This is a genomic window from Streptomyces sp. NPDC020983 (assembly GCF_044333485.1).
Classification (GTDB): domain Bacteria; phylum Actinomycetota; class Actinomycetes; order Streptomycetales; family Streptomycetaceae; genus Actinacidiphila.
On sequence record NZ_JBIRRA010000002.1, the window covers coordinates 624,749 to 651,464 of the forward strand.

Here is a 26,716-nt window from a genome sequence, read left to right on the forward strand (position 1 = left end):
CGGCAACGGACGCCACCGGGCACCAGCAGACGCCGTGCGGGCGCCCGCCATCCGTGGTGCGGGCGCCCGCACGGCGTTGTCGTGCAGGCGGCCGCCGCGGCCCCCGCGGGCGCGGCCCACGGCCCCCGCGGGCGCCCGGCAACCGCCGTCCGGGCTATGTGCGTGTATCCGCAACGTAGATTTGCGGCGGGACGGCGATTTCCCGCGGCCGCAGTCGTACGCTCAGATGCATGGCTGACGCGGCTCCGAGAATCATCGACCTCGCCGAAAACGTCCTCTCCCGGCCGTTCCCGCTGCGTGTGCGTGCCTGGGACGGCAGCGAGGCCGGGCCGCCCGGCGCCCCCGCTCTCGTCCTCCGCCGCCGCCGCGCGCTGCGGCGCATCCTGTGGCGGCCCGGTGAACTCGGCCTGGCCCGCGCCTGGGTGGCCGGCGACCTCACCGTGGAGGGCGACCTGTACGAGGCCCTCGACCGGCTCTCCGGCCTGTTCTGGGAGCGCCCCGAGCCCGCCGCGGGAGCCCCCTCCGGTGCGCGTCACGCCCTGGAGGTGCTGCGCCGCCCCGCCACCTACCGGCTGGTCCGCAGCGTCCTGGCCCTCACGGGACCGGGACTGCCGCCCGCGCCGCCGCCCGAGGAGGTGGGTCCGCGCTCGGGCCCGGCGCACACCAGGCGCCGCGACCGTGCCGCCATCTCGCACCACTACGACGTCGGCAACGACTTCTACGCCCTCGTGCTGGGCCCGAGCATGGTCTACTCGTGCGCGGTGTGGGCGGACGAGGGCACCACGCTGGAGCAGGCGCAGACCGCCAAGCTCGACCTGGTGTGCCGCAAGCTGGGCCTGCGCGAGGGCCGGCGGCTGCTGGACGTCGGCTGCGGCTGGGGCTCGATGGTGATCCACGCCGCCGAGCACTACGGGGTACGGGCCACGGGCGTCACGCTGTCCGTGGAGCAGGCGGAGTTCGCCCGCAAGCGTGTCGCGGAGGCCGGGCTCGACGACCTGGTCGAGATCCGGGTGCAGGACTACCGGGACGTCGCGGACGGGCCCTTCGACGCGATCTCGTCCATCGGCATGGCCGAGCACGTCGGCAGCGAGCGCTACCTGGAGTACGCGCGCATCCTGCACGGTCTGCTGCGGCCGGGCGGCGGGCTGCTCAACCACCAGATCGCCCGCCGCCCGCTGGGCGACGAGGCGGCCTACCGCGTCGACGAGTTCATCGACCGCTACGTCTTCCCGGACGGCGAGCTGGCACCGGTGGGGGCGACCGTCTCCCGGCTGGAGGAGGCCGGCTTCGAGGTGCGCGACGTGGAGGCGCTGCGCGAGCACTACGGGCGCACGCTGCGCGCCTGGGTGACCAACCTGGAGGAGAACTGGCGGCAGGCGGTGCGGCTGGTCGCGCCCGGGCGGGCCAGGGTGTGGCAGCTGTACATGGCAGCCTCCGCGCTGGCCTTCGAGCGCAACCGGATCGGCGTCAACCAGGTGCTCGCCGTGCGCACGGCGGAGGACGGCGGTTCCGAAATGCCGCGCACCCGTTCGGATTGGCTCTCGTAAGGCGGCGCAAGGCGCGCCAAGGGCGATTTCGCGTCACTTGTGCGGGGCAACCATGGCCCTGTAAGGGCTGCTCTGTCCTGCCGATGTGTCGCGCCGAAGCCAATGAACCACCGTCAGTAGCCTCTAAAATAAGACAACATGACTAGTTAGGCGCCCTGTTGGGATCCGCCGACCCCGATACGCTTTTCTCTGCGCCCCGCCGGCCCGGATGGTGGAACGCAGACACGGCGAGCTTAAACCTCGCTGCCCCATGTGGGCGTGCCGGTTCAAGTCCGGCTCCGGGCACTTCACCTTACGGGTGGCAGGCCTGCGAGTCGGCCGGAACACGTGGTTCCGGCGGGGCATATGCCACCGCGCCCGCCCGCGTATGCCGTCGTGTCCGGTCTTTCCTCGCATCACGCGCGTCATGCGCCTTTTACCGAAGGCGGCGCATACTGCCGCGCCGTCGCATACCGCCGTTCCGGCGCGCGCCACTGAACCCGCGCTGAACTGCTCCTGAGCATATGGAGCGGAGCTTCCCCTTACCCCCGCGACACGCGCTGCGCGATCACGCGTAACCCGCGCTTGCGAAAGTCCGCTGCGCCAGCAGCGAAAGGGGACATGGCAGATGACCCAGCTCAATCGACGTGCGTTTCTGCGTGCCGTCGGCGCGACGGGCGGCGCCGGCGCGATGCTCGCCACCATGGGGGCGCTCGGCCTCACGACCACCGCACAGGCGGCGGCCGCCCGCGAGGCGGCCTACCGCGCGCCACGCCCGGGCGACTTCAGCCTCACCGGCAGAGCCGCGGCCTCCGTGGTCGTGCTCGGCGGCGGCATCGCGGGCCTCGCCACCGCCTACGAACTCGGCAAGGCCGGCTACCGCTGTACGGTCCTGGAGGCCCGCGACCGGCCCGGCGGCCGCAACTTCACCGTCCGCGGCGGCGACACCACCACCGACCTCTACGGCCACCGGCAGACGGCCCGCTTCTCCGCCGGCCAGTACATGAACGCCGGGCCCGCCCGCATCGCCCAGTGGATGATCACCCTCGACTACTGCCGCGAGCTCGGCGTCCCGATCGAGGTCTTCACCAACGTCAACGCCGACACCTACCTCTACAACGAGTCGGCCGGCATGACCGGGCCGATGCGCTACCGCGCCGCCAAGGCCGACGTCTTCGGCTACGTCACGGAACTGCTCGCCAAGGCCTCCGATCAGGGCGCCCTCGACCGCGCGCTGAGCAGCGACGACCGCGAGCGGCTGACGGAATTCCTCAAGGACTACGGCGACCTCGGAAACACCCTGGAATACACCGGCAGTTCCCGCCGCGGCTACAGCGTGTGGCCCGGCGCCGCCGGCACGCCGGGTGTCGTCGCCGGCGACGTGCCCAGCGCCTCGGAGATCTTCGCCAGCGGGGTCGGGCGCTACTTCGCCTTCGAATTCGAATTCGACCAGGCCATGCTGATGTTCCAGCCGGTCGGCGGGATGGACCGCATACCGCACGCGCTGGCCGAGGCGATCGGCAACCGGAAGATCCTCACCGGCTGCGCCGTCACGCAGGTGACGGACAAGGGCGACGGCGTGCGCGTGGCGTACACCCAGGGCGGGCGCCCCCGGGCGATCGAGGCGGACTACTGCGTGGCGGCCATGCCGCCGAACATCCTCGCCAAGGTGCCGCACAACCTCGGCAGCGGCGTCCAGACGGCCCTGGAGGCGATCACACCGTCCTCGGCGGGCAAGATCGGCCTGGAGTACCGCTCGCGGTGGTGGGAGACCGACCACCGCATCTACGGCGGCATCACCGAGACCGATCTCGACGTCACCCACATCTGGCACCCGTCCTACGGCTTCCACGGGGAGCGCGGTGTGCTCATCGGCTACTACAACACCGGGGCCAACGCCGACTCCTACGCCCCGCTGTCCCCCGGGGAGCGCGAGGCGCGCGCCGTGGCGGCGGGCGTGAAGATCTACGGCGAGAAGTACCGCAGCGAACTGGCCAGCTCCTTCTCGCACCACTGGCGGCAGTTCCCCTACCAGGAGGCCGCCTGGCACAGCACGCCCGGCGGACCGGACCACCCCCGCTACAAGCCGCTGACCCAGCCGTCGGGCCGCGTGCACTTCGCGGGCGACTGGCTCAGCTACATGGACGCCTGGCAGCACGGTGCCTTCAGTTCGGCGCGCAGTGCCGTCACCGCGATCCACCAGCGCGTCCTGGCCTGACGGGCGCGGCCGGATCCCGGCCACGGCCACCGCCCCGCGTCACGGATGCGGGGCGGTGCGCAGCCGGCCCGCCGACGCCACCGTGGCGGCGGCCTCCCGCTCGCTGAGCCCGGCGTGCACGGCCGCCGTCACCAGCGCGGGCGCGAGGGTGTCGCCGATCCCGGCGTCGTAGGCGCGGCAGGCGGCCCAGAAGAGCCGGCCGTTGCGCTCGCCCTCCTGGGAGTCCAGCACGAAGCGCACCAGGGCCGCGGCCCGCTTCTCGGCGGGGTGCCGCGGCCCGGCGGCGTGCCGGGGCTGCGGCTCGGCCGGGGGCGCCGGCGGGGCCGCCAGCCGCAGCAGCGCCGCCGGGGCGGGGGCGAGCGCGGTGCCGGACGGGCCGGGAGCGGGCACGTAGCGGCCGGCCAGGGTGCGCGAACCGGGGCCGACGACGTAGCCGCCCTCGCCGCGTATGTCGACACCGCGGGCCAGCCGTCCCGCCGAGTTGGGGACGGGCCCGGGTGCCGTGAACCACAGGTGGCGGCCGCCGGAGGGGGTCAGCACGGTGAACGTCTCGGGCACGGTGAAGCCGTGCTCCGCGGCGAGGGCGCGCAGTGCGGCGACGCCGTCCGCGCCGTGCTTGACGTCCAGGTCGACGCCGACGAGGTGGTGCGGGGCCCGCCCGCACGCGACGCCGTAGCCCGTCGCCCAGGGGGCCACGGCGAAGAGCGCACGGATCCGCGCCGGGTCGGTGCTGGCGTCGTGCACCCCGTGGCCCGGCCGCCCGCACGCGCCGCGGCACAGCGCCGCCGGACGGGGCTCGTCGCGGTGCGGGGAGCGGACGGCGGGCAGCTTGCTGCGGGAGAGCGGGAAGACGGGCAGGCCGCGGGCGGCGGCGAGCAGGGCCGCGTGCAGGGCGCGGGTGTGGTCGGGGCGTGCCATGGCCTGCTCCCTGGGTTTCGAACGCGTGTTCGTCTGCACTCCTCAGTGATACCCCGCCGGAGCCCGGCCGTCCACCGGGTATGCGCATCGGGACCGCGGGTGCGGGGCGCGGCGGGCGTGTTCGAGCCGGCGATCCGCGGGAAGGCTGGTTCTTTGCCAAGCCATTACTCTTGACGCAGAGCCGCGGACGCGGCCTTGGAGGAGTGCGATGAGGAGCAGCAACCCGGTCCTCTCCCGGCGGGGCTTCACCCGCGCGAACGACTACGCAGGCTTCGAGCCGGCCGGCGGCGGTCCGTACGGCGGCGCGCAGGACGGCGGCCCGTACACGCGGCCGCCACGCAATCCGTACGACCGGCCGGGGCCCGCGGGCGGCGGACAGCTGGAGGAGATGTACGCGGCGCCCGCCGCCGGTCCGGCCCAGACCGGGCGGATGACGATCGACGACGTCGTGACGCGTACCGGCCTCACGCTCGGCACGCTGACGGTCGGCGCCGTCCTGGGGTGGGTCGTGCTGCCGGACCGCGTCGGCGTGGCGGTGGGCGCCGCGCTGGTCGCGTTCGTGCTGGCCATGGTGCAGGCGTTCAGACGCCGTCCCGTACCCGCGCTGATCCTCGGCTACGCCGCCTTCGAGGGCGTCTTCCTCGGCGTGCTGAGCCGGGAGTACAACCAGGCCTGGCAGGGCGCGCCGGTGCAGGCGGTGCTGGGGACGGTGGCCGTCCTCGCGGGCATGCTCGTCGCGTACCGCGCGCGGATCATCCGCGTCACCGCGCGCTACCAGCGCATCGGCATGGCCGTCGCGATCGGCTTCGTGCTCGCGATGCTGGTGAACCTGCTCTTCGCGGCCTTCGGCGGCTCGGACACGCTGGGGCTGCGCACGGGCCCGCTGGGCATCGTCTTCTGCGTGCTCGGCGTGGCGCTGGGCGCGTTCTTCCTGTCACTGGACTTCAAGCAGGTGGAGGAGGGCGTCCGGGGCGGCGCCCCGCGCGAGGAGTCCTGGCTCGCGGCCTTCGGCCTGACACTGTCGCTGGTGTGGATCTACCTGCAGCTGCTGCAGCTGATCGCGATCCTGCGCGACTGACGCGCCCCGCCGCTCCCCGGGGTGTGGTGCGCACGTCCGCGGGCTGCCGGGAGGTTCCGCTTCCCGGCAGCCCGCAGGCGTGGGGGAGTGGGCAGTGGCAACCGGGTCAGCGCAGGTTGCGGGCGGCCCGCCGCAGGTCGTACTCGTGGACGAGGGCCTTCGCGTGGCCGTAGGAGAGGTCGTGCTCGCTGCGCAGCCAGCTGACCTTCTCGTCGAAGCGGAAGAACGCGGGCCCTTCGGCGAGGGCGGACAGCCACTCGCTGACCTCGCGGCCGGTGCAGTGCGGGATGCGGTCGATCAGGTTCCGGTGGGTTTCCTCGGAGAAGTGCGTTTGGTACATCGGCGCCTCCGGTAAGTGGTCCGGTCACCCCACCGTGCCCGAGTGGCGGTGCGTTGGCAACCATCGCGCAACCATCGCGCAGCGAACCGCCGGGGACGGACAGGGGTGCGAGGCCCTCCTCCGTACCCCGGTACTGTCGGCTCATGCCCGAGCACACACGACCGGACGAGCTGGGCGCCGCGGTGGAGCGGCTGGCGGGGCGGCTGCGCTCGCTGCCCCAGCGACGGCTCCAGGCGGGCGCCGCGGCGGCCGGACTGGACCTGGCGCGCTGGCTGGACCGCGAGGCCCAACTGCTGGAATTCCCCGGGCGGGAACCGTACGTGATGCCGGACGAGGGCGTCTTCGTGGTCGGTGACCAGCTCTCCCTCGCCGGGCGGGAGCTGCTCGCGGTGGCGGCGCGGCCCGGGCACGGCGCGCTGCTGGACGAGGCGCGCGAGAAGGTCGCGCAGGCGGCCCGGGCGGTCGGCTGACGGCCGCGTGAGGCGGCGTCAGCGGCCCCGTGGGGCCCCGCGGTCAGAGCGAGGCGACGACGCGGTCGGCCAGCACGTAGACGCTCTCCTCGCCGAAGGCGAAGGTCAGGGCGTAGGCCCCGGCTATCGCCGAGCCGCCGCGCAGGACGGGGACGTCGCCGCGGTCGAGTGCCTCCGACAGCCGCAGTGCGGTCTCCCGGTGGCCCGGCGTCATGCACAGCGTGGTGCCGTCCGCGAAGACGTACACGTCCAGCGTGCCCAGCGGGCCGGGACGGACGTCGGAGAGCGGGATGCGGCCGTCCGCGAGGTCGGCGAGCCGGTCTGCGGTCTGGTCCGGCGAGGCGACGACCGGCGAGGGCGCGAAGTCCGGGCCCGACGGGTGCGGGATCGTGCCGGGCGCGGGCAGGCCGGCGTCACCGGCGTCGCCCGCGCTCTCGGCCTCGCGGCCGCCGTCGAAGGCGGCCTCGGCCGCGTCGAGGCCGGCGAGGTCGGTCTGCCGGGGCAGGTAGGGCAGCACCGGCGGCACCTCGTAGTCGCAGCCGGGCAGCGGCCCGTCCGCGGCGCCGTACAGCCCGCGGAAGAGGGGTGCCTCGCCCGCGCTCTCGCGGGCCTCCTGCTCGGCCCAGAAGGCGCGGGCCTCGGCCAGCTCGCGCTCGCGCTCGTCGGCGAGGGCGCCCGCGACGGCGGCCCTGATGCCGTCCGCGTCGCGCTGCCCGGGCACGGCGAGCCCGGCGAGGTCCCGGCGCAGCGCGGCCAGCTCGCGCCGCACCCCGCGGGCGGAGACCAGAGCGGCGGAACCCGCCGCCACGGCGAGACCCGCGGCGACCAGCAGGACGGTGAAGTTGGCACTCACTGACGTTCTCCCGACTGACGCGACCCGAGCAATTGCCCACTTGTCCGGTGGACGAAACTTTCCCCTCACATCACTGTGCCGGTAAACCCCTGGCCCCCGCAGTGCGGAAAGTCATGACTTCGGGCGGATTCCGGGTTCTGTCCGGTTTTGCTGGGGGCGGCCTGACCTGGGTAAACGCGATGCCCCCGGGACAAAGTACCTCCCGGGGGCAGGGTGCCTGCGACATACGTCACAACTGGGTGCTACGGAGTCGGACGGTGGCGGAGCGTCACGAAAGGCGCTCGATCACCATGGCCATTCCCTGGCCGCCGCCGACGCACATGGTCTCCAGGCCGAACTGCTTGTCGTGGAACTGCAGGCTGTTGATCAGCGTGCCGGTGATGCGCGCGCCCGTCATGCCGAAGGGGTGGCCCACGGCGATGGCGCCGCCGTTGACGTTGAGCCGGTCCAGGTCGATGCCGAGGTCCCGGTAGGAGGGGATGACCTGGGCGGCGAAGGCCTCGTTGATCTCGACCAGGTCGATGTCCCCGATCCCCATCCCGGCCCGCCGCAGCGCCTGCCGCGAGGCCTCCACCGGGCCGTAGCCCATGATCTCGGGGGAGAGCGCCGAGACGCCCGTGGAGACGATCCGCGCCAGCGGCGTGACCCCCAGCTCGCGCGCCTTGGTGTCGGACATGATCACCAGGGCCGCGGCGCCGTCGTTGAGCGGGCAGCAGTTGCCGGCCGTCACGGTGCCGTCGGGCCGGAAGACCGGCTTGAGGCCCGCGACGCCCTCCATGGTCACGCCCGCCCGCGGGCCGTCGTCCGCGGCCACCACGGTGCCGTCCGGGAGGGTCACGGGGGTGATCTCGCGCTCCCAGAAGCCGTTCTTCAGCGCCTGCTCCGCCAGGTTCTGCGAGCGGACGCCGAACTCGTCCTGCTCGCGCCGTGTGACGCCCTTGAGCGCCGCCAGGTTCTCCGCCGTCTGCCCCATCGCGATGTACGCGTCGGGGAGCCGGCCGTCCTCGCGCGGGTCGTGCCAGCCGGCCCCGCTCTGCCCGGCGCGCTCCGCGGTGCGGGCGACGGCCTCGTCGAAGAGCGGGTTCATGGTGTCGGGCAGCGAGTCGGAGTTGCCCTTGGCGAAGCGCGAGACCATCTCCACGCCCGCCGAGACGAACACGTCGCCCTCGCCGGCCCTGATGGCGTGCAGCGCCATCCTGGTGGTCTGGAGCGACGAGGAGCAGTAGCGGGTGACCGTGCAGCCCGGCAGGTGGTCCATGCCCATCTGCACGGCGACGATCCGGGCCATGTTGAAGCCCTGCTCGCCGCCGGGCAGGCCGCAGCCGAGCATCAGGTCGTCGATGTCGTGCGGGTCGAGCTGCGGGACCCTGCCGAGCGCGGTCCGGATGACCGTCGCGGCGAGGTCGTCCGGGCGCAGGTCCTTGAGCGATCCCTTGAAGGCGCGCCCGATGGGCGAACGGGCGGTGGAGACGATGACGGCTTCGGGCATCGCGGCACTCCTCGGCGGGGCTGTGGCGGTGGACTGGGATGCGGGGCTGGACTGGTGCGGGGCGGGGCGGGGCTGGGCGGGTGGTGCGGCCCCGGACCCGCCGAGGCGGGCGCGGCGTCCCGGGCGCGGGGGCCGACTGGAAAGTTACCCGCGCGTAGCAGGGCGCGTCATCCGCCGGGCCCTGTGATGCGGGCTACTTTCTGAGCGCTTGCTTACCCGCCGACGACCCACCCCTACCCCGCGGGCACCGCGGTTACGCCGACCGGTCCGCCGCGCCGCCCGCCTCCCCGGCGTCCCCGCTCCGGGCCCCCGCCGCGGGCACGTCCTCCCGCGCCTGCTCCAGCGGATGCCGCCGGCGCCGCTTGACGAGCGCCCAGCGCCCGCGCGGGCCCGCGGGCGCGTCATGGGCCGCCGTGACCTCCGTACCGCCCGTGCCGGCCGCCTCCGCCGCCGCCTGGGCCACCGGCAGGAAGCCCTCGCCGCGCCGCGCGTCCGGCCGCTCGTCGGCCTGCGGCCACAGCCCCAGCGCCGCGCACAGCGTCGGCAGCACCGCCATCGCGGCCGTCGCGTACCCCTCGGCCGAGGGGTGGTAGTTGTCCGGGCCGAACAGCTCGCGCGGCCGCGCCGCGAACTCCGGCCCCAGCAGGTCGCCGAGCGAGACCGTACGCCCGCCCGCCTCCACCACGGCGATGGTCTGCGCCGCTGCCAGCTGCCGGCTCATCCGGCGCGCCAGCCAGCGCAGCGGCTGGTAGACGGGTTCCACGGAGCCGAGGTCGGGGCAGGTGCCGACGACGACCTCGACGCCGGCCGCGCGCAGCCGCCGCACGGCGTCCCCCAGCAGCCGCACCGAGGTCGCCGGCGGCATCCGGTGGGTGACGTCGTTGGCCCCGATCATGATCACCGCCACGTCGGGCGGCGAGGCGTCCGGTGCGAGGACCAGCTCCACCTGGCGCGGCAGGTCGTCGGACTGCGCGCCCGGCTGCGCGACGGTGACCAGCCGCACCGGCCGCTCCGCGACCGCGGCGAGGCCGGACGCGAGCAGCGCCCCCGGGGTCTGGCCCGCGCGGTGGACACCCTGGCCGGCGGCCGTGGAGTCGCCCAGGAAGACCAGCCGCAGCGGCGGCTCGGCGGCGGCGTGCGCGAACGCCGACCCGTACCTGCCGTCGGCCCGCGGCGGCACGTCCCCGGATCCGCCCACCACCCGTCTGGCCAGCCTGACCTCCGCCAGGACCAGCCCGACCGCCGCTCCGCCCAGCAGGCTGATCCCGCCCCCGCCGACCGCCGCCGCGGCCGCGATCCGCCGCGCCACCCTCGCCCTCGACATCGAGCCCGCTCACCACCCGTCCACTCGCCGCTACATTCACGTGTTGCCCCGCGGAACGCCTGCGGCAACGTCAACGCTCCCCGCGCCGCGCGTGTTGCGCGCCGTTTCGCCGTTTCGCCTCCGGCCGCCCGCGTCCCGCCCCCTAGGCTGGCCCCCACCACGACGGAGAACCCGGAGACACTACGGTGCAGTTTCACGACTCGATGATCAGCCTCGTCGGCAACACCCCGCTGGTGAGGCTCAGCAGTGTGACCGAGGGCGTCAGGGCCACCGTCCTGGCGAAGGTCGAGTACTTCAACCCCGGCGGTTCGGTGAAGGACCGCATCGCCCTGCGCATGATCGAGGCCGCCGAGCGCAGCGGCGACCTGAAGCCCGGCGGCACCATCGTGGAGCCGACCTCCGGCAACACGGGTGTGGGCCTGGCCATGGTGGCGCAGCGCAAGGGCTACCGCTGCATCTTCGTCTGCCCGGACAAGGTGTCCACCGACAAGATCAACGTACTGCGGGCGTACGGCGCCGAGGTCGTCGTCTGCCCGACGGCGGTGGACCCCGAGCACCCGGACTCGTACTACAACGTGTCCGACCGCCTGGTGCGCGAGACGCCGAACGCCTGGAAGCCCGACCAGTACAGCAACCCGAACAACCCGCTGTCGCACTACGAGTCCACCGGGCCGGAGCTGTGGCGGCAGACGGACGGCCGGATCACGCACTTCGTGGCGGGCGTCGGCACCGGCGGCACCATCTCCGGCACCGGCCGCTACCTCAAGGAGGTCAGCGGCGGGCGGGTGCAGGTGGTGGGCGCCGACCCGGAGGGCTCGGTCTACAGCGGCGGCTCCGGCCGGCCGTACCTGGTCGAGGGCGTGGGCGAGGACTTCTGGCCCGAGGCCTACGACCGGGGCGTGGCCGACGAGATCGTGGCCGTGTCCGACAAGGACTCCTTCCAGATGACCCGGCGGCTGGCGCGCGAGGAGGGGCTGCTGGTCGGCGGCTCGTGCGGGATGGCGGTCGTGGCGGCCCTGAAGGTGGCCGAGCGGCTCGGCCCCGACGACGTCGTCGTGGTCCTGCTGCCGGACAGCGGGCGCGGCTACCTCTCGAAGATCTTCAGCGACGAGTGGATGAGCTCGCACGGCTTCCTCGACGACGGCGAGGGCGAGTCGCGCGTTTCCGACGTCCTGGCGCACAAGACCGGCGGCATGCCGCAGCTGGTGCACATGCACCCGGACGAGACCGTCGGCCAGGCCATCGAGGTGCTGCGCGAGTACGGCGTCTCGCAGATGCCCGTGGTCAAGCCGGGCGCGGGGCACCCGGACGTGATGGCCGCGGAGGTCGTCGGCTCGGTCGTGGAGCGCGACCTGCTGCACGCGCTGTTCACCAAGGCCGCGAGCCTGGACGACCCGCTGGACAAGCACATGTGCCGGCCGCTGCCGCAGGTCGGCTCCGGCGAGCGGGTCGCCGACCTGATGACGGTGCTGGAGGCGGCGGACGCCGCGATCGTGCTGGTGGAGGGCAAGCCCACGGGCGTGGTGAGCCGCCAGGACCTGCTGGCCTTCCTCGCGCTGCACGGCGCCGCCTGACCGGCGGCGGGCGGGAGCGGCCGGGCGCGCAGTCCTCGCCGGTCCGGGGGTTCGCGGAACTGGTACACCCGCGACACGTCCGCGCAGCACGCGCTTAACACGCGTCCGGCACATTGGTGCATGTCGGAAGGGCGGGCGGCCACCCCGCCCCGACGGCATCAGACGGCGCCAGGGACTTCCGGAGCGGCTCCCGGACTCCATGGTGACCCGGACGCGTACAGCCCGGTCCTGACCCGGCTCGCGTCCCTCGCGGGGACCGCCGTCGTCCCGCCCTCCGGACCTGGTCCGGGGGTGCGGCGGTCCCCGCGACTACCCCCTCGCGCGGCCGCCGGCCCGCCGGTCACTCGTCGCGCGACGGCTTCGCCCTCGACCACGCACCGGCCAGGCCCTGCGCCACGTTGACCCCCACGATGCCCGCCCAGCTGATGAACAGGCCCGCGGTGCCCGCCTGCGTCGCGGCGATGGCCGACAGCGGGATCGCCAGGATCAGCGTGAAGCCCGCGAAACCGTAGCGGGCGAAGCCGGGGCCGGGCTGCGGCGGGCCGATCGGGCGGCGGTCGGCGCGTGCGAAGGACGTCTGCTGCTGCGCCAGCTCGCGGCGGATCCGCTGCTCGACGCGGCTGTCGATACTGTCCGACACCTTCTCGATGAAGGAGTCGACGAGCGCGGATTCGTACTCCTCTCCGAGGTCCTTGCGGGCCTGCAAGGTCGCGGAGAGTTCCTTGGTCAGTTCCGGGTCGCGGGTGTCCATGTGCCCAACCGTAGGCGGCGGGTGCCGTGGGCCACACTGGGGTTAGCCCCCGGGTCCGCCGGGGGCGAGCCGTCCCCCAGGAGGACCCGCCATGGCCGACGCACCGCTGCTGACCGCCCTGCACGGCGGTACGGACCGGGCGGACGCGCTGACCGTCGACGGACGCAGCAGCTCGTACGAGGAACTGCTCGGCGCCGCGGGTGCGGTCGCCCGGCGGGTCGCGGGGGCGCCGGCCTTCGCGGTACGGGCCACCGCCTCGCTGGAGACGGTGGCCGCGGTCGTCGGCGGGCTGCTGGCGGGAGTGCCGGTCGTCCCGCTCGCCCCGGACGCCGGACCCGCCGAGAGCGAGCACATCCTGCGCGACTCCGGCGCCGAGGTGGTGACCGTCGACTTCGCCGAGCGCGCCGACTTCACGCCCGTCCCCGGCCCCGCCGCGGCGGCGGGCACGGGCACGGAGCCGTCCCCGTACCGGAACGCCGCCCTGGTGCTCTACACCTCGGGGACGACGGGGCCGCCCAAGGGCGTGCTGGTCTCGCGCGGCGCCGTCGCCGCGGATCTCGACGCCCTCGCGCAGGCGTGGCAGTGGACCGCGGACGACACCCTGGTGCACGGGCTGCCGCTGTTCCACGTGCACGGGCTCGTGCTGGGCGTCCTCGGGGCGCTGCGCACCGGAAGCCGCCTGGTCCACACCGGCCGGCCGACGCCCGCGGCCTACGCGGCGGCGGGCGGCAGCCTGTACTTCGGGGTGCCGACCGTCTGGCACCGCGTGGCGCGGGACGAGGACGCGGCCCGCGCGCTGGCGGGAGCCCGGCTGCTGGTCTCCGGCAGCGCGCCGCTGCCCGAGCCGGTCTTCCGCTCGCTGCGCGCGCTGACCGGCCACGAGCCGGTGGAGCGCTACGGCATGACGGAGACGCTGATCACGGTGAGCGCGCGGGCGGACGGCGTCCGCTCGCCGGGCGCGGTGGGCACCCCGCTCGCCGGGATCACCACCCGGGTGGCCGAGTCCGCCGACGGGATCGGCGAGCTCCAGTTGCAGGGCCCCACGCTCTTCGACGGCTATCTGGGCCGCCCCGAGGCGACCGCCGCCTCGTACACCGACGACGGCTGGTTCCGCACCGGCGACATCGCCGCGGTCGGCGAGGACGGCACGCACCGCATCGTCGGCCGCGCCTCGACCGACCTCATCAAGTCGGGCGGCTACCGGATCGGCGCGGGCGAGGTGGAGAACGCGCTGCTGGACCACCCCGCCGTACGGGAGGCGGCCGTCGTCGGCGCGCCGGATCCGGACCTGGGGCAGCAGATCGTGGCCTACGTGGTGGCGGACGGTGTGACCGCGACGGAGCTGACGGACTTCGTGGCCGCGCGGCTCTCGGTGCACAAGCGGCCGCGGACGGTGCGCTTCCTCGCCGAACTGCCGCGCAACGCGATGGGCAAGCCGCAAAAGCGGTTGCTGCCGCCCGTCTGACCGGGGTAGACGTGGTGGCGGACCGAGCGGAGGGGTGTGCTCCGTCCCGCGCGTGAGGACGGCCTCCGGCCGGCGCCGGGCCGGGACCTCGCGCTTGCCGCTTGCCGGGCGGCAAGTAAGCTCGTCCCACAGACAACGTTGCCCGTACCAACCGGACGGCCTCCCCGGGCCCGTCCGGGTCGCCGATACCCCGGTCCCGCTCCGAAGGGTGGCGGTGATACGTCCTGCCATGGAGGCAGCACCGCATGTTCCACCGCATCGGACGCACAGTCGTCCGCCATCCCGTATGGACCATCGTCGCGTGGGTCATCGCGGCCGTCGCGATCATCGCGACCGCCCCGAGCCTTCCGTCCAACAGCGACGAGAGCAGCTTCCTGCCGAGCAGCTACGAGTCCATCAAGGCCATGGACCTCCAGGAGAAGGCATTTCCCCAGGCCTTCACCCCGGCCGCGATCGTGCTCTACCAGCGCGAGGACGGCGGCAAGCTGACCCGGACCGACCAGGCCGACATCACCCGGATCACCAAGGACCTGGGCGGCAAGAAGATCGACCAGGTCCAGAAGGTCGTCGCCGGCACCTCGTCCAAGGACGGGAAGTACACCACCGCCTACGTCCAGATGGACAAGAAGTCGGCGGGCCAGCCCAAGCAGGCCGACGCCGCCAAGGAGCTGCGCAAGGACTCCACCGACCTGGCCAAGGGCACCGCGCTCAAGGTCCAGGTGGGCGGCCAGGCCGCGCAGAACCTGGACCAGCAGGAGGCCGGCAAGACGTCGGACGCGGTCGCGCTGTTCGGCTCGCTGCTGATCATCATCGTCACGCTGCTGATCATCTTCCGGTCGCCGCTCATCGCGATCATGCCGCTGGTGCTGCTCATCGGCGTCGTCTTCACCGTCTCCAACGCGCTGATCGCCGACGCCACCAAGGTCTTCGGCCTCCAGGCCAACAGCTCGATCTCGGCGCTGCTCATCGTGGTGGTGCTGGGCGTCGGCACCGACTACTTCCTCTTCCTGATGTTCCGCTACCGGGAACGGCTGAGGGCGGGTGACGAACCCAAGCAGGCCATGATCAACAGCGTCACCAGGGTCGGCGAGGCGATCGCCTCCGCGGCCGGCGCGGTGATCATCGCCTTCTGCGCCCTGGCGCTGTCGACGCTCGGCTTCCTCACCCAGCTCGGCCCGGCCCTGGCCATCCTGGTCGCGGTCACGCTGATCGCCGGTCTGACGCTCTTCCCGGCGGTGTGCTCGCTCATCCCGGTCCGTGTGCTGTTCTGGCCCGGAAAGAAGTGGCGGCAGGAGCCCACGGGCACCCGCTTCGCCGCCGTCGGCCGGCTCGTCGGCCGCAGGTCCGGCCTCGTCGCGGTGGTGTCGGGCCTGGTGATGCTGCTCCTGGCGCTCGGCACCTTCGGCTACAAGGCGTCCTACGACCTGGCGTCCGGCTCGATCCCGAAGTCCAAGGAGTCGATGGTCGTCCAGGACACCCTGGCCAGGGCCTACTCCGCCGGCGCCGCCGAGCCGACCAACGTCTACCTCAACAGCACCGACGGCAAGCCGCTGCCCGCGGACCTGTCGGCCTACGGCGACAAGCTGAGCAAGGTCGACGGTGTCGCGGCCGTCAGCTTCGACAGGTCCAGCGACCTGAACAAGGCGGGCACCACCGCGAACTTCACGGTCACGCTGAAGTACGAGGCGGCCAGTGACAAGGCGATCGGCACGGTCGACGGCATCCGCAGCGCCGCCCACGACAACGCGCCGCCCGGGACCGAGGCCTTCGTCGGCGGCACGTCGTCGATCTTCAAGGACATCAACGCGGCGGTGAACCACGACTACCGGACGGTGTTCCCGGTCGCCGCGGTGCTGATCATGATCATCCTGGGCCTGCTGCTGCGCAGCGTGGTCGCGCCCTGGTACCTGATCGCGTCCGTCGGTCTCGGCTTCGGCGCCACCCTCGGCACCACCGTGCTGCTGTTCGGGCGGGGCGACGGGCTGATCTTCATGCTGCCGATCATCATGTACCTGTTCGTCGTCGCCATCGGCACGGACTACAACATCCTGATGATCGCCCGGCTCAGGGAGGAGGCCCGCGAGGGCCGCGACCCGCGCGAGGCCGCGGCCGAGGCGCTCAAGCACGCCGGCCCGACGGTCGGCGCGGCGGGCGTGATCCTCGCGGCGACCTTCGCGACGCTGATGCTCTCCGGCAACTCCTTCCTGACGCAGATGGGCTTCACGGTCGCCTTCGGCATCGTGATGGCCGCCTTCGTGATGGCGATGTTCTTCACGCCGAGCCTCACCGCGCTCATCGGGCACGCCGCGTGGTGGCCGGGGCACGCCGACCGGGCGGTGAAGACCGGGGAGAACGGATCCGGGGGCGTCGGCGGTCCGGGCGGCCCGGGCGGTCCCGACGGCCGTCGGGACGCCGAGCTCGACGCGCCCGGGAGGCGCTGAGCTGCGGATGCGCAGCGGTAGCTGAGTTGTCCACAGGGCCGGACAGGTGTCGATCACCTGTCCGGCCCTTTCGGTTACGCTGGGACAGCGGACGGTGGTCGGAGGGTGACGGAAAGTGAGAGGGCGGGAGGGGGTGTGGACACGGGCCGGCGGTGAGGAGGGGCGGAGGGCGGCGGCGACGTGCGCGCGGCCTGGTGATCGGCGGGGCGGGCGCGGGCCTTGCCGGAATGCATACGGTCATGCAGAGTCAGGGATCGGTGAATAGGAGGCCTGAGAAGGGGGTCGGGGATGGGCAGTGGCGACGCGGCGGGCCGCGGCAGATGAGCGGCGGCACGGCGGCGGGTGACGGCGGCCTCGCGGGCCCGGCCGCCCCGGCGGGGGCGGGCGGCGAGAGCGCCGCGGGCCGGCTGCTGAAGCTGTTCGAGGCACACCGGCTGACGCCGACCCAGCGGCGGATCGCGCACTGCCTCGTGCGGCGTGCGGCGGACGCGCCCTTCCTGTCCAGCGTGGAGGTCGCCGAACTCGCGGGCGTCAGCCAGCCGTCCGTGACGCGCTTCGCGGTGGCCCTGGGCTTCGACGGTTACCCCGCTCTGCGGCGGTATCTGCGGGAGGTGCCGGCGGCCGCACCCGCCGAGCAGGAGGCGGCGGGCGGCAACGAGTACCAGCAGGCCGTGCAGGCCGAGATCGAGAACCTGCGGCACCTCGCGGCGCTGCTCGCCGATCCCGCGCCGGTCGCCCGGGCCGGGGCTCTGCTGGCCGCGTCGGTGCCGCTGCCGGTGCTGGGACTGCGTGCGGCCGGTGCGCAGGCGGGGGGCTTCGCGTACTTCGCCGCCAAGGTGCACCCGGACGTGCGGCTGCTGGACGAGGGCGGCACGGTGCTCGCCGACCGCATCGACGCCGCCGTGCGCGCGGGGGCGAGTGCGCTGCTGTGCTTCGCGCTGCCGCGGCATCCGCGGGAGGTGGTGGAGGCGCTGGCGTACGCCCGCGGGGCGGGGCTGACCGTCGTGACCGTGGCGGACAGCGCGTTCGCGCCCGTCGCGGCGCACAGCGACCTGCTGCTGCCGGCTGCGGTCGGGACGGGGCTGGCCTTCGACACCGCGTGCGCGCCGATGCTGCTCGGCCGGGCGCTGCTGGAGGCGATGTGCGACGAGCTGCCGCAGGCGCAGGCGCGGCTGGAGGAGTTCGACGCGCGGGCCGCGGCGCGCGGGGTGTTCGTGGAGTGAGCCGCGGGCGCCCGGCGGGTGTTCGTGGAGTGAGCCGCGGGCGCCGGCGGGCGAGGCGGTGCCCGGCGTGGGCGGCCGGGCGTGGGGGTGGACGTACGTTTTAACGAAAATCTGAGAATGCCGAAGTAACCTCCCGTCACCTGGTGTGCGACGCCGTGGGCCGGCCGCGGCGGATGGCGCGCGGAGGACGGGCCGGCGGAAGAGGAGGTGTGTGACGTGGTGCGCGGGGCCTACACATTGGCGCGGGTGGCCGTGACGGTGCGGACCGCGGGAGTGTGGCTGTGGTGGCTGGGGATCGTGGCCGCGGCGCCCGGCGCGGCGGTGACGTTCAGCCCCACCGGGCGGCGGATCGGCGTGACGGCCGGAGCGGCGCTGTTCCTCGTGGCGGCGTTCGCCGTCTTCTTCGTACGGGCCGGCCGGGCCGAGGCACGGGCGCGGAATGCCGCCCGGGCGGCGAAGTCGGTCTTCCTCCAGGACCGCAAGGTGACCGCGCGGGCCTGGCTGCGCCGCCGCCGCTGGTGGCTGCTGCTGGCCTTCGTGGTCGCGCTGGGCTCGTCGGCGGGGCTGCCCTGCGCGGGCGGGATGCTGCTGGCCGGGGCGGGCGCGGGGCTGTTCGCGCGGGCGCTGCGGATAGCCCGGATCGAGCGGGGCCGGGAGGCGCTGCTGTGGGTGCGGCCCGACGGTGACCAGGCCGCCTACCAGCTCACCGGTATCGGCGCGGGTGACGCGGTGCCCGGCGGCGGGCGCCGCCGCTGAGACGGCGGGGCTCCACCGGGTGCCTGCCGTGCTGCTCGGGGCCTCGGGGCCGCACGGCGCTGCTCGGGGCCGCTCGGGCCGCTCAGGGCTGGAGCGGCGGGAGGGCGGCGCCGCTCTCGGCGAGCAGCTCGTCGAGGGTCTGGGCGGCGCGGACCGGTGCGAAGCCGGGCTCGGCGCCGGGCTCCCCGGCGTAGGCCCAGACGGCGGGGCGGGGGAGCGCGTTGTAGGCGAAGTGCGTCGAGAAGTAGTAGGCCCCGGTGTCCAGCAGGGCCACGTGGTCGCCCGCGGCCAGCAGCGGCAGGGCGCGGCCGCGGGCGACGAGGTCCCCCGCGAAGCAGCAGGGCCCGGCGACGTCCTGGACGACGGGCTCGCCGGTCTTGGGCCGTCCCTGCGGGTCGAGGGCGAGGACGCGCAGCGGCCACGCCTCGGGTGCGAAGACGGTGCGGGTGGCGACCTGGGCGCCCGCGTGCGTGACGGCGATGGGCCGCCCGCCGGCGGACTTGGCGTATTCGACGCGGGCCAGCACCGTGCCGTGCTTGGCCAGCAGCGAGCGGCCGAATTCGGTGACGATGCCGTAGCGCCCCCCGAAGAGGCCCGGCACCTCGGCGCGCAGCAGGTCGGCGTAGGCACCGAAGGTGGGGTCGGTCGCGTCCGAGGTGAAGTCGACGGGCAGTCCGCCGCCGATGTCGAGGGTCGTGACCTGCTGCCGTCCGGCGGCGGCGTTGATGCGCTCGGCGAGGTCGTGGGCGGCCCGCACGCCCGCGGCCATGAGCGGCAGCGGCACGCCCTGCGAGCCGGTGTGGGTGTGCAGCCGGGTCAGCCACGGCCGCTCGGCGTAGGCGCGCAGCACCCACTCCTCGGCGCCCGGGTCGCGCAGTGCCACGCCGAACTTGGAGGTGGCGGTCGCGGTGCTCATCGCGTCGATGCTGCCGCCGCCGACCTGGGGGTTGACCCGCAGGCCGACCGGTGAGGCGGACGGGGCCGCGGCGAGCAGGGCGTCGATGCGGGCGAGCTCCTCGGGGTTGTCGGCGTTGACGGCGATCCCGAGTGCCAGCGCCTCGCGCAGCTCGGCGGTGGTCTTGGCGGGGGAGTCCAGCACCGTCATCTCCGGCGGGATGCCCGCCGCCCGGGCGAGGGCCAGCTCGCCGGGGCTGGCCACCTCGGCGCCGAGCCCGTACTCGCGGAGCAGGCCGAGGACCGGCACCAGCGACGCCGCCTTGACCGCGAAGGTGTGCTGGACGGCGACCCCGGGTGTGGCGAAGGCGGCGTGCAGCGCGGTCGACGACCGCCGGACGCCCACGGTGTCCAGCAGCCCGACGACCGGTTGCTCCGCGCTCACCAGCCCGCGTGCCACCGCGGCCCGCAGTGCCCCGCTCCGCCGCTGTGCCGCCTGTTCCGCAGCCGACCCCGCCTCGTCCGTCATGGCCGCCATCCCACCACCGCGGCACCCGCCTCCGCCACTGCCCCGCCGACTTGTTGACTAGAGCTATTCACGCCCCGAGGATGTGAATATTCAGTGTCGTGACGAGGAGGCCGCACCGATGACGGGACCGAGGCCGGTACGCGCACCGCGCGGTACGGAGATGAGCGCGCTGGGCTGGCCGCAGGAGGCCGCGCTGCGCATGCTGCAGAACAACCTCGACCCCGAGGTCGCCGAGCACCCCGACCGGCTCGTCGTCTACGGCGGCAGCGGCAAGGCCGCGCGCGACTGGGCGTCCTTCGACGCCATGGTCCGCACCCTGCGCGGGCTCAGGCAGGACGAGACGATGCTCGTGCAGTCCGGCCGCCCGGTCGGCGTCATGCAGACCCACGAGTGGGCGCCGCGCGTGCTGATCGCCAACTCCAACCTGGTCGGCGACTGGGCCACCTGGGAGGAGTTCCGCCGCCTCGAAGCCCTGGGCCTGACCATGTACGGGCAGATGACGGCCGGTTCGTGGATCTACATCGGCACCCAGGGCATCCTCCAGGGCACCTACGAGACCTTCGCCGCCGTCGCCGCCAAGCGCTTCGGCGGCACCCTGGCCGGCACCGTCACCCTCACCGCGGGGCTCGGCGGCATGGGCGGCGCGCAGCCGCTCGCCGTCACCATGAACGGCGGCGTCGCCCTGTGCATCGACTGCGACCCGCGCGCCATCGAGCGGCGCATCGCCCACCGCTACCTCGACGTCCGCGCCGACGACCTCGACCACGCGCTGCGGCTCGCCACCGAGGCCCGCGACGCGCGCCGCCCGCTGTCCGTCGGCCTGCTCGGCAACGCCGCCGACCTGCTGCCGCGGATGCTGGCCGCCAACGCCCCGGTCGACATCGTCACCGACCAGACGTCCGCCCACGACCCGCTGGCCTACCTGCCGCTGGGCGTGGACTTCGCGGACATGGCGGACTACGCGGCCGAGAAGCCCGCCGAGTTCACCGAGCGGGCCCGTACGTCGATGGCCCGGCACGTCGAGGCGATGGTCGGTTTCCAGGACGCGGGCGCCGAGGTCTTCGACTACGGCAACTCGATCCGCGGCGAGGCGAGACTCGCCGGCTACGAGCGGGCCTTCGCCTTCCCCGGCTTCGTCCCCGCCTACATCCGCCCGCTCTTCTGCGAGGGCAAGGGCCCCTTCCGCTGGGCGGCGCTGTCCGGCGACCCGGCCGACATCCACGCCACCGACCGCGCGGTCCTCGACCTCTTCCCGGAGAACGAGTCGCTGGCCCGCTGGATCCGGATGGCCGGCGAGCGCGTGCACTTCCAGGGCCTGCCCGCCCGCATCTGCTGGCTCGGCTACGGCGAGCGCGACAAGGCCGGCGAGCGCTTCAACGAGATGGTCGCCGACGGCACCCTCAAGGCCCCGGTCGTCATCGGCCGCGACCACCTGGACTGCGGATCGGTCGCCTCCCCCTACCGGGAGACCGAGGCGATGCGCGACGGCTCCGACGCCGTCGCCGACTGGCCGCTGCTCAACGCGATGGTCAACGTCGCCTCCGGCGCCTCCTGGGTGTCGATCCACCACGGCGGCGGCGTCGGCATCGGCCGCAGCATCCACGCCGGCCAGGTCACCGTCGCCGACGGCACCGCGCTGGCCGCCGAGAAGATCCGCCGGGTGCTCACCAACGACCCCGGCACGGGCGTCATCCGCCATGTCGACGCCGGGTACGAGCAGGCCGAGGACGTCGCGGCCCGGCGCGGGGTGCGCGTCCCGATGCGCGAGTCGTCCGTATGACCGGCGCGGCCGGGGAGCCGGGCACGGGCGACGGCTTCCAGACCATGTGGCGCGAGCTGGCCGGGATCGGCCGGCACGCGGCGTCCGGCGGCTACCGGCGCCACGCCTGGACGCCCGCCGACGCGGACTGCCGCGCCTGGTTCCGTGCGCAGGCCGCCGCCCGCGGGCTGGCGTACGAGACCGACCGCAACGGCAACCAGTGGGCCTGGCTCGGCGACCCGGCCGCGGGCGGCGCCGTCGTCACCGGCTCGCACCTGGACTCCGTGCCGGACGGCGGCGCCTTCGACGGTCCGCTCGGGGTCGTCTCCGCCTTCGCCGCGCTGGACGCGCTGCACGCACGCGGTGCCCGGCCGCGGCGCCCTCTCGGGATCGTGAACTTCACCGACGAGGAGGGCGCCCGCTTCGGACTGGCCTGCGTCGGCTCCCGGCTGGCGGCCGGTCAGCTGCCGGCGGCCGACGCCCGCGCGCTCACCGGCGCGGACGGGGTGACGCTGGCGCGGGCGATGGAGCGCGCGGGGCAGGACCCGGACGCGATCGGGCCCGACCCCGAACGCCTCGCCCGTATCGGCGCCTTCGTCGAGCTGCACGTCGAGCAGGGCCGGGCACTGGACCTCGTGGGGGCCCCGGTCGGGGTGGCGTCGGCGATCTGGCCGCACGGCCGCTGGCGCTTCGACTTCCGCGGCGAGGCCAACCACGCGGGCACCACCCGCCTGGAGGACCGCCGCGACCCGATGCTGACCTACGCCACCACCGTGCTCGCCGCGCGCAAGAAGGCCCGGCTGGCGGGCGCGCTCGCGACCTTCGGCAAGGTCGCCGTCGAGCCGAACGGCGTCAACGCGATCGCCTCCCTCGTCCGCGGCTGGCTGGACTCGCGCGCCCCCGACGAGGACACGCTCGCCGCGGTCGTCGCCGCGATCGAGCAGGCCGCGGCCGAGCGCGGGGCGCGCGACGGGGTGCGGGTGGACGTCACCCGCGAGTCGTTCACCCCCGTGGTGGAATTCGCCCACGAGCTGCGGGACCGGCTCGCCGCCCTGCTCGGAGCGGGTGCGCCGGTACCCGTTCTGCCCACCGGCGCGGGACACGACGCCGGAATCCTCTCCGCGGCCGTTCCGACCGCCATGCTGTTCGTACGCAACCCCACCGGCGTCTCCCACTCCCCGGCGGAACACGCCGCCGAGGACGACTGCGCCGCCGGAGTGTCCGCGCTCGCCGACGTATGGGAAGGTCTCGCGTGCAGGTGACGTACTGGCTGGAAAACGCGTGGCTCGGCACACACGCCGCGCCCGGCATCCTCCTGACCGCGGCCGACGACCGGATCGCCGAGGTCCGCCCCGCCGACCACCCGCCGGCCGGCGCGACGGTGCTGCGCGGCCTGACCCTGCCGGGTCTGGCCAACGCGCACAGCCACGCCTTCCACCGCGCCCTGCGCGGGGTCGCCCAGATCGGCGCGCGCCCCGGCGCGGACGGCGGCCAGGCAGGCCGGGCGGCGGGATCGGCCCCCACCTCCTTCTGGAGCTGGCGCGACGTCATGTACGAGGTCGCGGGCGCGCTGGACCCGGACAGCTACTTCGCCCTCGCCCGCGCCGTCTACGCCGAGATGGCACTCGCCGGCATCACCTGCGTCGGGGAGTTCCACTACCTGCACCACCAGCCGGACGGCACCCCCTACGCCGATCCCAACGCCATGGGCGAGGCGCTGATCGCCGCCGCGGGCGAGGCGGGCATCCGCATCACCCTGCTCGACACCGCCTACCTGCACGGCGGCTTCACCCGCACCGGCTACCGCCCGCTGGAGGGCGTGCAGCGGCGCTTCGGGGACGGCACCGCCGACCGCTGGTACGACCGCTGGTCGCGGCTCAAGGGCGAGGGCCACGCCAGGATCGGCGCCGCGGTGCACTCGGTGCGCGCCTTCTCCGACCGCGACGGCTACCGGCTCTTCGCCGAGCGCACCGCCGACGTGCCCGTGCACATCCACCTTTCCGAGCAGACCGCGGAGAACCAGGCCTGCACGGCGCTGCACGGCCGCACCCCGGCCCGGCTGCTCGCCGACAACGGCTTCTGGCGCCCCACCACCACCGCCGTCCACGCCACGCACCTGACCGCGGGCGACATCGCGCTGCTCGGCACCGGCGGCGGCACGGTGTGCATGTGCCCCACCACCGAGCGGGACCTCGCCGACGGCATCGGCCCGGCGCCGCAACTGCGCCGCTCCGGCTGCCGGATGAGCCTGGGCAGCGACAGCCACGCCGTGATCGACCTCTTCGAGGAGGCGCGCGCGGTCGAGATGAACGAGCGCCTCCAGGCCCGCACCCGCGGCCACTGGACCGCGGCCCAGCTGCTGCGCGCGGCGACCGACGACGGCCACGCGAGCCTCGGCTGGCCCGAGGCGGGCCGCCTGGAGCCGGGCGCGCTCGCCGACTTCACCACGATCGCGCTGGACACCGTACGGACCGCGGGGCCGCCGCCCCGGCTGGCCGGCGAGACGGCCGTGTTCGCGGCCACGGCCGCCGACGTGCGCCACACCGTGGTGGGCGGCCGGCACGTCGTACGCGACGGGCGGCACCAGCTCGTCCCGGACGTCCCCGGCACCCTCGCGGCGGCGGTCGGCGCCCTGCACGGCTGACCGGCCGGCCCCGCCCGCACCCTGGACCCGACGACGGCGAGAGCACCCACGATGACCAGCAGCGGCACCGCGGGGGACCCGGCGGCCCCGGCACCCGCGGCCACCCCCGCACACGACGCCCACCGGGCGGCGGCAGGCACGGCGGCAGCGGGCGCAGCCCCCGGGCCCAGCACGCTCGTCACCGGTATCGGCAGCCTGCTCACCAACGACCCCTCCCTCGCCCCGGCCGCGGGCGGCGGCTCGCTGCCCGCCCTGGGCCTCCTCCCGGGCCCGGCGGCGGTCGTGATCGACGGCGGCCGCATCGCCTGGCTCGGCCCGGCCGGCAGGGCGCCCGCCGCGGACAGCCGCCTCGACGCGGGCGGCCGGGCGCTGCTCCCCGGCTTCGTCGACTCCCACTCCCACCTGCTCTTCGCGGGTGACCGGAGCGCGGAGTTCGCGGCCCGGTCGGCGGGCCGCCCCTACACCGCGGGCGGTATCCGCACGACCGTCGCCGCGACCCGCGCCGCGGACGACGCCCACCTGGCCGCGACCCTCGCACGCTTCCTCGACGAGGCGCTGCGGCAGGGCACGACGACCCAGGAGACCAAGTCCGGCTACGGCCTGACGACCCGTGACGAGGCCCGCGCGCTCGCCGTCGCGGCCCGGCACACCGACGAGGTCACGTATCTGGGCGCGCACGTCGTCCCGCCGGAGTTCACCGGTGACCCGGACGGCTACGTCGCCCTGGTCACCGGCGAGATGCTGGACGCGTGCGCGCCGCACGCCCGCTGGATCGACGTCTTCTGCGAGCGCGGCGCCTTCGACGGCGACCAGGCCCGCGCGGTGCTCACCGCGGGCGCCGCGCGCGGCCTCGTCCCGCGTGTGCACGCCAACCAGCTGGGCCACGGCCCCGGCGTGCGGCTGGCGGTGGAGCTCGGCGCGGCCTCGGCCGACCACTGCACGCACCTCACGGACGCCGACGTGGACGCCCTCGCGAGCGCCGCGGACACCACCGTGGCCACCCTGCTGCCGGGCGCGGAGTTCTCCACCCGCGCCCGCTACCCCGACGCGCGGCGGCTGCTGGACGCGGGCGCGACCGTGGCGCTGTCGACGGACTGCAACCCGGGCTCGTCCTTCACCACCTCCATGCCCTTCTGCGTCGCCGTGGCGGTGCGGGACATGGGCATGACCCCGGACGAGGCGGTGCACGCGGCCACCTACGGCGGCGCGCGCGCCCTGCGCCGCGCCGACGTCGGTCGGATCACGGTGGGCGCGCGCGCCGACCTGCTGCTGCTCGACGCGCCCGGCCACGTCCACCTCGCCTACCGCCCCGGCGTACCGCTGGCGGCGGCGGTGTGGAAATCGGGCGTGCTGCGGTACGTCTCGCCCGCGTTCGGCGGGGCGGGGCTGCGCGGCGCGTGAGGGCGGAGCGTGCGGGACGCGGGCCCTCCCGCGCCCGTCACTCCTCGACGAGCAGCCCGCGGCGCAGCCGTGACAGCGTGCGGGTGAGCAGTCGCGACACGTGCATCTGCGAGATGCCCAGCTCCTCGCCGATCTCGGCCTGGGTGAGGTTGCCGACGAAGCGCAGCGCCAGGATGGCCCGGTCCCGCTGCGGCAGCCCGGCGATCAGCGGCTTGAGCGACTCGACGTACTCGACGCCTTCCAGGTCGTGGTCCTCGTAGCCGATCCGGTCGGCGAGCGCGCCCTCGGGGTCGTCCTCGGCGGGCTGCGCGTCCAGCGAGCTGGCGGTGTAGGCGTTGCTCGCCGCCATGCCCTCGATGACCTCCTCCTCGGGGAGGCCGAGCCGCTCGGCCAGCTCGCGCACGGTGGGCGTGCGGTCCAGCCGCTGGGCGAGCTCGTCGCCCGCCTTGGCGAGGTCGAGCCGCAGCTCCTGCAGGCGGCGCGGCACGCGCACCGACCAGCTGGTGTCGCGGAAGAAGCGCTTGATCTCACCGACGATCGTCGGCATCGCGAAGGTGGGGAACTCCACCCCGCGGCTCAGTTCGAAGCGGTCGATCGCCTTGATCAGGCCGATTGTCCCGACCTGGATGATGTCCTCCATCGGCTCGCTGCGGGTGCGGAAGCGCGCCGCGGCGAACTTGACCAGCGCGAGGTTGAGTTCGACCAGCGTGTTGCGGACGTACGCGTATTCCTGCGTGCCCTCTTCCAGGCCGTGCAGGCGGGCGAAGAGCGTCTTGGACAGGGCGCGCGCGTCGACCGGTCCTATCTCGTCGTACGGGGGAATCTCCGGGAGCCCCTCAAGCCCCTCGCATTGCTCCAGCGCTTGGTTCTCCTGATCCAGGCCGAGCCGGGGTGCCATCTGCTCCTCCTCGCGTGCGGCGGTCGGCTGTGCCACTGCCGTACCTCCACCCCTACGCCTGTTGTCCGGGGCGTCGCAAGTTCTACGCCCGTACTGGGCGTTTTGTCCGGTGTGAGCGCGCACGCCCCGTGCGCGCCGCGTCATCGTGGGTGACGAAAGTCCTCT

At 74.3% G+C, this 26,716-nt stretch carries 21 protein-coding genes and 1 tRNA gene; 14 read left to right on the plus strand and 8 right to left on the minus strand.

Annotation, left to right across the window (positions count from 1 at the left end):
* Nucleotides 1-230: 230 nt before the first annotated feature.
* The 3 genes from ACH4SE_RS06085 (at nucleotide 231) to ACH4SE_RS06095 (ending at nucleotide 3,744) form a co-directional block, all read left to right on the plus strand.
* Entirely contained in the window at nucleotides 231-1,547 is a 1,317-nt protein-coding gene (locus ACH4SE_RS06085; protein ID WP_398542074.1) for a class I SAM-dependent methyltransferase, read from the plus strand.
* Between the two features lie 202 nt (nucleotides 1,548-1,749).
* Nucleotides 1,750-1,832 (plus strand) — tRNA-Leu (locus tag ACH4SE_RS06090).
* A 322-nt stretch (nucleotides 1,833-2,154) separates the two neighbouring features.
* The gene (locus ACH4SE_RS06095) at nucleotides 2,155-3,744 is read left to right on the plus strand and encodes a flavin monoamine oxidase family protein (protein WP_398542075.1); all 1,590 of its coding nucleotides are present in this window, start codon (nucleotides 2,155-2,157) and stop codon (nucleotides 3,742-3,744) included.
* A 39-nt stretch (nucleotides 3,745-3,783) separates the two neighbouring features.
* Here ACH4SE_RS06095 and ACH4SE_RS06100 read toward each other — a convergent pair whose 3' ends face one another.
* A complete protein-coding gene (locus ACH4SE_RS06100; RefSeq protein ID WP_398542076.1) occupies nucleotides 3,784-4,662 on the minus strand; it encodes a bifunctional DNA primase/polymerase in 879 nt (292 codons plus the stop codon).
* A 208-nt stretch (nucleotides 4,663-4,870) separates the two neighbouring features.
* Here ACH4SE_RS06100 and ACH4SE_RS06105 point away from each other — a divergent pair, with 208 nt between their 5' ends.
* A complete protein-coding gene (locus ACH4SE_RS06105) occupies nucleotides 4,871-5,740 on the plus strand; it encodes a Bax inhibitor-1/YccA family protein (protein ID WP_398542077.1) in 870 nt (289 codons plus the stop codon).
* A gap of 106 nt (nucleotides 5,741-5,846) precedes the next feature.
* Here the strand turns inward: ACH4SE_RS06105 and ACH4SE_RS06110 are convergent, their stop codons facing one another.
* Nucleotides 5,847-6,080 carry a DUF4287 domain-containing protein gene (locus ACH4SE_RS06110; RefSeq protein ID WP_398542078.1) on the minus strand — a complete coding sequence of 78 codons (234 nt, stop codon included), beginning with the start codon at nucleotides 6,078-6,080 and terminating at the stop codon, nucleotides 5,847-5,849.
* A 143-nt stretch (nucleotides 6,081-6,223) separates the two neighbouring features.
* Here ACH4SE_RS06110 and ACH4SE_RS06115 point away from each other — a divergent pair, with 143 nt between their 5' ends.
* A complete protein-coding gene (locus ACH4SE_RS06115) occupies nucleotides 6,224-6,550 on the plus strand; it encodes a hypothetical protein (RefSeq protein WP_398542079.1) in 327 nt (108 codons plus the stop codon).
* A 43-nt stretch (nucleotides 6,551-6,593) separates the two neighbouring features.
* Here ACH4SE_RS06115 and ACH4SE_RS06120 read toward each other — a convergent pair whose 3' ends face one another.
* The 3 genes from ACH4SE_RS06120 to ACH4SE_RS06130 all read right to left on the minus strand — a co-directional run bounded on the left by ACH4SE_RS06120 (nucleotide 6,594) and on the right by ACH4SE_RS06130 (nucleotide 10,216).
* Nucleotides 6,594-7,403, minus strand: a complete 810-nt coding sequence (locus ACH4SE_RS06120; protein WP_398542080.1) for a hypothetical protein — start codon at nucleotides 7,401-7,403, stop codon at nucleotides 6,594-6,596.
* 268 nt (nucleotides 7,404-7,671) lie between these two features.
* On the minus strand, nucleotides 7,672-8,892 hold the full coding sequence (locus ACH4SE_RS06125) for an acetyl-CoA C-acetyltransferase (RefSeq protein ID WP_398542081.1): 1,221 nt from the start codon (nucleotides 8,890-8,892) through the stop codon (nucleotides 7,672-7,674).
* A gap of 253 nt (nucleotides 8,893-9,145) precedes the next feature.
* Nucleotides 9,146-10,216 (minus strand): SGNH/GDSL hydrolase family protein, encoded by a 1,071-nt coding sequence (locus ACH4SE_RS06130; protein ID WP_398542082.1) that lies wholly within the window; start codon nucleotides 10,214-10,216, stop codon nucleotides 9,146-9,148.
* A gap of 185 nt (nucleotides 10,217-10,401) precedes the next feature.
* Between ACH4SE_RS06130 and ACH4SE_RS06135 the strand changes: the two genes are divergently transcribed.
* Nucleotides 10,402-11,790, plus strand: a complete 1,389-nt coding sequence (locus tag ACH4SE_RS06135; RefSeq protein ID WP_398542083.1) for a cystathionine beta-synthase — start codon at nucleotides 10,402-10,404, stop codon at nucleotides 11,788-11,790.
* A 340-nt stretch (nucleotides 11,791-12,130) separates the two neighbouring features.
* Here ACH4SE_RS06135 and ACH4SE_RS06140 read toward each other — a convergent pair whose 3' ends face one another.
* A complete protein-coding gene (locus ACH4SE_RS06140) occupies nucleotides 12,131-12,541 on the minus strand; it encodes a hypothetical protein (RefSeq protein WP_398542084.1) in 411 nt (136 codons plus the stop codon).
* A gap of 91 nt (nucleotides 12,542-12,632) precedes the next feature.
* Between ACH4SE_RS06140 and ACH4SE_RS06145 the strand changes: the two genes are divergently transcribed.
* From ACH4SE_RS06145 to ACH4SE_RS06160, 4 genes are all read left to right on the plus strand, one after another.
* Nucleotides 12,633-14,006: an AMP-binding protein gene (locus tag ACH4SE_RS06145; protein ID WP_398542085.1), complete on the plus strand. Its 1,374-nt coding sequence runs from the start codon at nucleotides 12,633-12,635 to the stop codon at nucleotides 14,004-14,006.
* 245 nt (nucleotides 14,007-14,251) lie between these two features.
* Nucleotides 14,252-16,447, plus strand: coding sequence for an MMPL family transporter (locus ACH4SE_RS06150; RefSeq protein WP_398542086.1), 2,196 nt, complete (start codon nucleotides 14,252-14,254; stop codon nucleotides 16,445-16,447).
* Between the two features lie 320 nt (nucleotides 16,448-16,767).
* Nucleotides 16,768-17,670, plus strand: a complete 903-nt coding sequence (locus ACH4SE_RS06155) for a MurR/RpiR family transcriptional regulator (RefSeq protein ID WP_398542087.1) — start codon at nucleotides 16,768-16,770, stop codon at nucleotides 17,668-17,670.
* 246 nt (nucleotides 17,671-17,916) lie between these two features.
* Nucleotides 17,917-18,426 carry a hypothetical protein gene (locus ACH4SE_RS06160; protein ID WP_398542088.1) on the plus strand — a complete coding sequence of 170 codons (510 nt, stop codon included), beginning with the start codon at nucleotides 17,917-17,919 and terminating at the stop codon, nucleotides 18,424-18,426.
* Nucleotides 18,427-18,508: 82 nt separating this feature from the next.
* On the opposite strand, the gene ACH4SE_RS06165 is transcribed toward ACH4SE_RS06160, so the two are convergent.
* Nucleotides 18,509-19,849 carry a diaminopimelate decarboxylase gene (locus ACH4SE_RS06165; protein WP_398542089.1) on the minus strand — a complete coding sequence of 447 codons (1,341 nt, stop codon included), beginning with the start codon at nucleotides 19,847-19,849 and terminating at the stop codon, nucleotides 18,509-18,511.
* A 118-nt stretch (nucleotides 19,850-19,967) separates the two neighbouring features.
* On the opposite strand from ACH4SE_RS06165, the gene hutU reads away from it, so the two are divergent.
* From hutU to hutI, 4 genes are read left to right on the plus strand one after another with little or no spacing between them, the layout of a single operon-like run.
* Nucleotides 19,968-21,629, plus strand: coding sequence for a urocanate hydratase (hutU, locus tag ACH4SE_RS06170; RefSeq protein ID WP_398542090.1), 1,662 nt, complete (start codon nucleotides 19,968-19,970; stop codon nucleotides 21,627-21,629).
* Nucleotides 21,626-22,870 (plus strand): allantoate amidohydrolase, encoded by a 1,245-nt coding sequence (locus ACH4SE_RS06175; RefSeq protein WP_398542091.1) that lies wholly within the window; start codon nucleotides 21,626-21,628, stop codon nucleotides 22,868-22,870. The genes hutU and ACH4SE_RS06175 overlap by 4 nt, the downstream gene beginning before the upstream one ends.
* The gene (locus ACH4SE_RS06180; protein WP_398542092.1) at nucleotides 22,846-24,252 is read left to right on the plus strand and encodes a formimidoylglutamate deiminase; all 1,407 of its coding nucleotides are present in this window, start codon (nucleotides 22,846-22,848) and stop codon (nucleotides 24,250-24,252) included. Before ACH4SE_RS06175 ends, ACH4SE_RS06180 begins: the two co-directional genes overlap by 25 nt.
* Before the next feature lie 51 nt (nucleotides 24,253-24,303).
* Complete coding sequence (hutI, locus tag ACH4SE_RS06185) at nucleotides 24,304-25,653, plus strand: imidazolonepropionase (RefSeq protein ID WP_398542093.1); 1,350 nt, start codon at nucleotides 24,304-24,306, stop codon at nucleotides 25,651-25,653.
* Nucleotides 25,654-25,690: 37 nt separating this feature from the next.
* Here the strand turns inward: hutI and ACH4SE_RS06190 are convergent, their stop codons facing one another.
* Nucleotides 25,691-26,551 (minus strand): RNA polymerase sigma factor SigF, encoded by an 861-nt coding sequence (locus ACH4SE_RS06190; protein ID WP_398542156.1) that lies wholly within the window; start codon nucleotides 26,549-26,551, stop codon nucleotides 25,691-25,693.
* Between the last annotated feature and the right edge of the window lie 165 nt (nucleotides 26,552-26,716).